The following is a 7,060-nucleotide window of genomic DNA, read 5'->3' on the forward strand; positions in this document are numbered from 1 at the left end:
AGATAGATAAAGTTAAATATATCGAGGAAAAGGAGTAAAAAAATGACCACCAACAAAAAACTCAATCAATGGATCAGTGAAATGACATCCTTAACAAAACCTGACAAGGTCGTTTGGATTGACGGAAGTGAAAAACAGCTGGAAGAGCTTCGCGCAGAAGCAGTTGCAACCGGCGAGCTAATAAAACTCAATCAGGAACTTCTGCCGGGCTGCTATTATCACAGAACTGCTGTAAACGACGTTGCACGCGTAGAGAACAGAACCTTTATCTGCACCTCTAAAAAAGAAGATGCCGGTCCGACAAACAACTGGATGGCACCATCAGAAGCATATGAAAAGCTCGGACATATTTTTGAAGGCTCAATGAAGGGAAGAACAATGTATGTTATTCCTTACTCTATGGGTATTGTCGGTTCACCTTTCGCTAAAATCGGCGTTGAGCTGACTGACTCAATTTATGTTGTAGTTAATATGAACGTAATGACCAGGATCGGAAATAAAGTGCTTGAAGCGCTTGGCGATAATGGTGAATTTATTAAATGCCTGCACAGCAAAGCAAATGTTGACCCCGAAAACCGCTATATTGTCCACTTCCCTGAGGATAACACGATTTGGTCTGTTAACTCAGCTTACGGCGGCAACGTTCTTCTCGGCAAAAAATGTTTTGCTCTTCGTATCGCTTCTTACCTTGGTAAAAACGAGGGCTGGATGGCTGAACATATGCTTATTCTCGGCATTGAAAATCCAAAGGGCGAAGTAAAATATATTTCTGCTGCATTCCCGTCTGCATGCGGTAAAACTAACCTTGCAATGCTTATTCCTCCGGCAGTATTTAAAGAAAAGGGATACAAAGTATGGTGCGTAGGTGATGATATTGCATGGCTAAGGATCGGTAAAGACGGTAGACTTTGGGCAGTCAATCCTGAAAATGGTTTCTTTGGCGTTGCTCCTGGTACGAACGAAAAGACCAATCCGAACGCACTTGCTTCAACGAGGAAAGATACTATATTCACTAACGTTGCTTTAAACAATGAGAACAATACAGTCTGGTGGGAAGGTCTTGACAAGAATCCGCCTGAGAACGGCACAGACTGGAAAGGCAACCCATGGAATGGCAAGACATCCTCAGAAAAGGGTGCAAACCCCAATTCTCGTTTTACATCTCCTACAGTCAACTGCCCCTGCCTCTCCAAAGAATTCAACAATCCTGAAGGCGTACCGATTTCTGCAATTGTATTTGGCGGCAGACGTGCCAAAACTGCTCCGCTGGTTTATCAGTCAAAGAGTTGGGATAACGGCGTATTTGTTGGCTCTATCATGGCTTCTGAGACAACAGCTGCTGCTGCTGGCGCTGTTGGCGTAGTAAGACGTGACCCGATGGCTATGCTTCCTTTCTGCGGCTACAACATGGGCGATTATTTCGCACACTGGCTTGAAATGGGCAAGAAAATCCCGAACAAACCGAAAATCTTCAATGTTAACTGGTTCAGAACTGACGACGAAGGTCACTTTATTTGGCCGGGCTTCGGTGACAACATGAGAGTTTTGATGTGGATTCTTGACAGATGTGAAGGTAAAGCAGATGCAATCGAAACTCCTATCGGTTATATTCCTAATGTTGAGGACATCAATACTGAAGGATTAGATATAAGCAAGGATACTATTAAAGATCTTCTCGATGTTGATAAAGAACTTTGGTCAAAAGAAGTTGAAGGCATTAAGGAATTTTATAGTAAGTTCGACAGAATGCCTCAAGACCTTAAGAATGAATTATCTGCACTTGAAAAGAATTTGAAATAAGATTTTTCAAACAAAAAACAAAGCTGATACCGTTCAAAAGACGGCGTCAGCTTTGTTTTTTTAGCTTGTTTTATTTTTTCCTATATTATGGTATAATTTATTTATAAAAGCAGTTTTAAGGGAGGGATTTTCTTGTTCAAAACTTTTGAAAAAAGCGATGGTTTTTTAGATAGTTTTCCTTTCATTGCAGACGAGGTTCGCGCCAATCCTATTCATCGAATAGCTGCGGAACCGGATTGTACGATGCTTATTGATGATAATGAAAACATGATTTGTGCATTTTCAAGCAAATTACCTGCTTGGATTTGGCATACCCCCGAATTAAACGGCTTCCCCCTTCGTGAACGTCTTGCTGAACTTGCTGCGATCTTATCTCAAGCTGGTGTTTCAAAGGTTTTATCTATACCGGAAACGGCAAAGGAATTTGCGCTTTATTACCAGCTTAAAACAGGTTTAAGCTGTTCAAGATCTATGGAACTTATGTCTTATTACTGCGATCACCCTTTAAAACCATTTATGCCGGAAGGAAAAATCGTTCCCGCAACCTTTGGACATATGGAGACTGTAAAAGCTTTTTGCGACGATTTTTGGAAACAGTCACTTCATAGTTCAGCCGCACTTGATGCGACTGCCCGCAGTGCAGAATCCATGATTGACCACGGAGGGCTCTATCTTTGGGAAAAAGGCTCTGGGGTTTATACTGCGATGGCAAACATAGTCTACCGATCACCCCGCCACGGGCGCATCAACAGTATTTATACCCTTCCTGAGTATCGTGAGCAGCATTTTGGTGCCGCTCTTGTATACAGGCTTTCGGAAATAGTTTTGGCTGAAGGTCTAACGCCTATATTATTTACCGATGCAGTTAACGAGTCCTCTAACAACATGGTGAGAAGTATTGGCTTTACCGCGGCAGGTGCTGTCAACGAGATGACTTTTCATAGACTGCGGTAGGTTTATCATTACCGGCCTTTTTCTCTTCGGTATTCCATTCAAATGTCGGAATCCATGAGGTCTGAGTGGAAATGCTGCCTGCTTTAAAGAAAATGCCTGCGCCTATTTCTGTTATATATATGTTTGAAGCATCAAAATTACGTTTTATTCTGTGATTAACGCCTTTGATATAAAAAGGTGCACCCTCTTTTGTTCTCCTTTCAACGTCCCGTTTTACGGTTTTTATAATGTTTCTCTTTGTATTCCCGCTTAATCTGAGTTTTTTGTTTCTATTAATAAGCTCTCCACTTTTTATATCCCAAATATCACTATAAGATACAGACCTTCCATATCCTTTGGGCGGAGTTTCTTTTTCGATATATAAAACTTCCAAGTAGCGGCTATCTTTGAAATGTGTTTTAAATGTCATTTCTACTGTTACTGGAACTAAATATGTATCATCTTTCTTTCGCAATTTTTTTGCACGGCGTCTAATTTGCTTTACTGCATAAACTGCATAGTCTTTAGCTAGGTTTCTGTAAAAATTATTAATGCGTTTCTCTATTTTTCTGTCGCCTGTTTCTTCAACTAACGGGTACGACACATTGACAGTTACAGTATCGCTATTTTTTATGAGCGGCGCTGCTTCGATTTGCTTAACTGATACTTTCAAAATAGCACATCCTTTCCGGTATATCTTTATTTTATAATACGGGAAAGAAGGCAATTTGTGCATTATATTAAATATATATTATATTTATATATATAATTGTATACTTTACTTGAAATAATTCTTGTTTTTTGGTAAAATATTAATTATATATTTACTTGTTTATGAGGAGTGTCCGTTTTGGATTCTTTTGAAGAACTATGGAACACATGTATAGAGTTGCTGCGTGAACGGCATCATCCTGCACGTATAAAAACATGGGTTGAATGCCTTCGTCCAGTCAATTTTGAAAATGATACGTTCACATTTACATGCCCTACTGCATTTCAATATCAGATAATAAACGACCATTTTATAGATGAAATCAAAAAGGCTTTAGCCGATGTTATGGGATTCGAAGTTGGAGTCTCGTTAGTTCTGGAGGCTGATTACGGTAAAAAGCCTGTGCCAAAACCTCAAAAGCCTGTAATCTCCAATTTTGGTGATAGTGATAAACCTAAAAGTATTTTTAATGAATATACTTTTGAAAACTTTATTGTAGGAAGCGGAAATAAGTTTGCTCATGCTGCTTCTGTTGCTGTTGCTACACAGCCTGCTGAAGCATATAATCCACTTTTTATATATGGTGGATCTGGACTTGGCAAAACACATCTTATTACTGCAATCGGAAACTACATACGTGAGAATTTCCCTTCAAGCAATGTATTGTATGTAAAAAGCGAAGATTTTTCAAATGAACTTATATCCGCGATACAAAATAACACAACACAACAGTTTAAAAACAAATATCGTTTGGTTGATGTCCTTCTTATGGACGATATTCAGTTTATAGGTGGTAAAGAAAGCACTCAGGAAGAATTCTTTCACACATTCAACACCCTTTACAATGCCAAAAAACAGATCGTACTTACTTCAGACCGTCCGCCTAAAGAAATACGTACTCTGGAAGAAAGACTGCGTACGCGTTTCGAATGGGGTCTTATAGCCGATGTTCAGCCTCCTGACTATGAAATGCGCTGTGCTGTAATCACAAAAAAAGCAGAAAAAGTCGGAATTGAAATGCCTATTCCTGTAGTAGAATTTCTTGCTACTCGTTTAAAAAGCAACGTCAGACAACTTGAAGGTGCTGTTCAGAAAATCAAAGCGTTTCGTATTTTGAATAACCGCCCCGTTGATATTCAGCTAGCTTCAGATGCGATCAAAGATATTCTATCCGACAGCGTTCCTGTTTCAGTAACTGTCAATCGAGTAATTGAGGATGTTTCAAAATACTATAATATTTCGATTGACGATTTAAAAGGAAGCAAACGTAATGCAGAACTTGTTAATGCTCGTTTTGTTGCTATGTACGTAATAAGAGAAGTTACTGATCTTTCACTTCCTCTTATCGGAGAAGCTTTTGGTGGGCGCCATCATACTACAGTTCTAAATGCAATAAAAGAAATCGAAAAGAATATGGAAACTAACTACAGACTAAAATCAGAGGTAAATGATTTTATAAAAAATATAAGTGTCTAACATATTTTTATCCACAAGTTACATGTTATCCACAGGCATATATCAACAGCCTGTACGGATTGTTTATAATAAGACATTATTTATTCAATTGATAGTTTTAGTTTATTAACAGCTATTTAAGACGTTTATTCTGCAATCTGCCTGCATTACAAGTGTTATCCACACTTTCCACACCCCCTACTGCTACATCTATATATTTATATTTTTATCCTATCCTTTCCTGCAATTAACTAGGATTTATTTACGGAGGTACCCATGAAATTTTCAATTCAAAGAAATAGCTTGCTAAATGGTCTCACTCATGCATTAGGAGCTGTTACTTCAAAGTCCTCTCTTCCCGCTCTGGAAGGTCTATTGATTACAGCAGATACTCAGCTGACAATAACCGGTTATGATCTCGAAATTGGGATTGTAGTAACTTTAGAAGCAAGTGTAGAAGAAAAAGGCAGTATTGTACTTAATGCTCAAACATTCAGTGAAATAATAAAGAAATTACCTGATGACGTGGTAAATGTTACCATAAAAGATGATTTAAAGACTGATATAGTATGTGGAATGTCTAAATTTTTTATAAGCGGCATATCTCCAGATGAGTTTCCTGAACTTCCTAGAATTGAATATAACAAATCTTTATCTCTTCCAGAAAATTTACTTAGAAGTATGATAAAGCAAACAGTATACGCTGTATCGATAAACGAAAATAAACCTGTACATACCGGATGCTTATTCAACATAGAAGGTAATGTTATAAATTCTGTTGGTGTTGATGGATACAGGCTTGCATTGAGGCAGGAATCAATTGATTTACCTCCAGACCAAAAATTTTCATTCATAGTACCAGGTAAATCTTTAACAAAGCTTTTACGTATGATTGATGACACTGAAACTTTAGTTAATATAAATATAGCTGAAAAACACGCTATTTTTGAAATAGAAAATATTGTCCTTATGACTAGGCTTCTTGAGGGTGATTTTTTAAATTACAAAAATGCAATTCCAAAAGAAATGCCGATTCATATTATTGCAGACGTTAAAACTTTTGTAGATAGTATAGACAGGGCTTCACTACTTATCAGTGAACGCCAGAGAAGCCCAATACGTCTGAAATTTGAAAAAGATGACGTAGTTTTACTTTGCGTATCCCCTCTTGGAAGAGTTGAAGATAAATTTAGCGTACAATCTAATGGCGGTGAGGTCGAAATTGGATTTAATAACAAATATCTAAGCGAAGCATTCAGAAATACCGAATGTGATGAAGTTGAAATTGGTCTTAAGGATAGTCTGTCACCTATGGTGATAAAACCTGTTAACAGTAGTTCTTTCACTTTTCTAGTTTTGCCTGTACGCTTAAAAAATGAATAATGTTTCACGTGAAACAAGGGATGAATATGAAAAAACAAGATGTGGTTATAAATACGGAATTTATTAAACTCTCCCAATTATTAAAATATGCAGGGATAGCAATGTCCGGCGGTGAATCAGGTGAACTTATTACATCTGGTAATGTTAAGGTAAATGATAAAATCTGCTTGGAAAAAGGAAAAAAAATCTTTAATGGTGATATCGTATCTGTTAAAGATATTCAATTAAAAGTTTTAGGTAGTTAAAACTTTATGGAGCTTTGTGTTAAATGAAAGTAACGCGGCTTGTATTAGATGATTTTAGAAACATATCACATATCGACGTTAATTTCGCCGGAAATGTTAATGTTATATTAGGAAAAAATGCTCAGGGAAAGACAAATATGCTTGAGAGTGTATATCTGTTTTCCCAGGGTAAAAGTTTTAGAGCTAGCCGTGACCGTGATCTTATTCGTTTTAACTCTGTAAAATCAAATCTCCAAATGGAGTTTTCAACCGATAAAAGAGAACAGCTTTATGAAATCAATCTTTTTTCAGATAAACGCCGGCGTATTTTTCTAAATGAAGTCGAAATTAAAAAATATGCAGACATGAACGGAAACTTTTATACAGTTCTGTTTGCACCAGAGCATTTAAATTTAGTTAAAGAAGGTCCTAGTGAGAGACGTAAATTTCTTGACATTGCGATTTCTTCTTTAAAACCTCGTTATTTTAAGGCAACAGAGGATTACTCAAGGCTTTTGATTCATAAGAATGCTTTGCTTCGTGATATTCATAA

Annotated in this window: 7 protein-coding genes; 6 read left to right on the forward strand and 1 reads right to left on the reverse strand. The window is 37.3% G+C overall.

Annotated elements, in window-relative coordinates:
- Positions 1 to 18 precede the first annotated feature (18 nt).
- Positions 19 to 1,800: a phosphoenolpyruvate carboxykinase (GTP) gene (locus Q8865_10615; GenBank protein ID MDP4153868.1), complete on the forward strand. Its 1,782-nt coding sequence runs from the start codon at positions 19 to 21 to the stop codon at positions 1,798 to 1,800.
- A 132-nt stretch (positions 1,801 to 1,932) separates the two neighbouring features.
- Positions 1,933 to 2,754 carry a GNAT family N-acetyltransferase gene (locus tag Q8865_10620; protein MDP4153869.1) on the forward strand — a complete coding sequence of 274 codons (822 nt, stop codon included), beginning with the start codon at positions 1,933 to 1,935 and terminating at the stop codon, positions 2,752 to 2,754.
- On the opposite strand, the gene Q8865_10625 is transcribed toward Q8865_10620, so the two are convergent.
- Entirely contained in the window at positions 2,723 to 3,406 is a 684-nt protein-coding gene (locus Q8865_10625; protein MDP4153870.1) for a hypothetical protein, read from the reverse strand. The genes Q8865_10620 and Q8865_10625 overlap by 32 nt on opposite strands.
- Positions 3,407 to 3,583: 177 nt before the next feature.
- Here Q8865_10625 and dnaA point away from each other — a divergent pair, with 177 nt between their 5' ends.
- The 4 genes from dnaA to recF form a co-directional block, all read left to right on the forward strand.
- Positions 3,584 to 4,921 (forward strand): chromosomal replication initiator protein DnaA, encoded by a 1,338-nt coding sequence (gene dnaA / locus Q8865_10630; protein MDP4153871.1) that lies wholly within the window; start codon positions 3,584 to 3,586, stop codon positions 4,919 to 4,921.
- Between the two features lie 255 nt (positions 4,922 to 5,176).
- Entirely contained in the window at positions 5,177 to 6,283 is a 1,107-nt protein-coding gene (gene dnaN / locus Q8865_10635) for a DNA polymerase III subunit beta (protein ID MDP4153872.1), read from the forward strand.
- 26 nt (positions 6,284 to 6,309) lie between these two features.
- Positions 6,310 to 6,528, forward strand: a complete 219-nt coding sequence (locus Q8865_10640; protein MDP4153873.1) for an RNA-binding S4 domain-containing protein — start codon at positions 6,310 to 6,312, stop codon at positions 6,526 to 6,528.
- A gap of 23 nt (positions 6,529 to 6,551) precedes the next feature.
- The coding region (gene recF, locus Q8865_10645; protein MDP4153874.1) for a DNA replication and repair protein RecF at positions 6,552 to 7,060 on the forward strand (509 nt) is incomplete at its 3' end.

The organism is Bacillota bacterium, from assembly GCA_030705925.1.
In the GTDB taxonomy this organism is placed as follows: domain Bacteria; phylum Bacillota; class Clostridia; order Oscillospirales; family Feifaniaceae; genus JAUZPM01.

Coding starts and splice junctions, on each gene's coding strand:
- dnaN (MDP4153872.1), top strand. CDS start 5,177: ATGAAATTTTCAATTCAAAGAAATAGCTTGCTAAATGGTCTCACTCAT.
- Q8865_10640 (MDP4153873.1), top strand. CDS start 6,310: ATGAAAAAACAAGATGTGGTTATAAATACGGAATTTATTAAACTCTCC.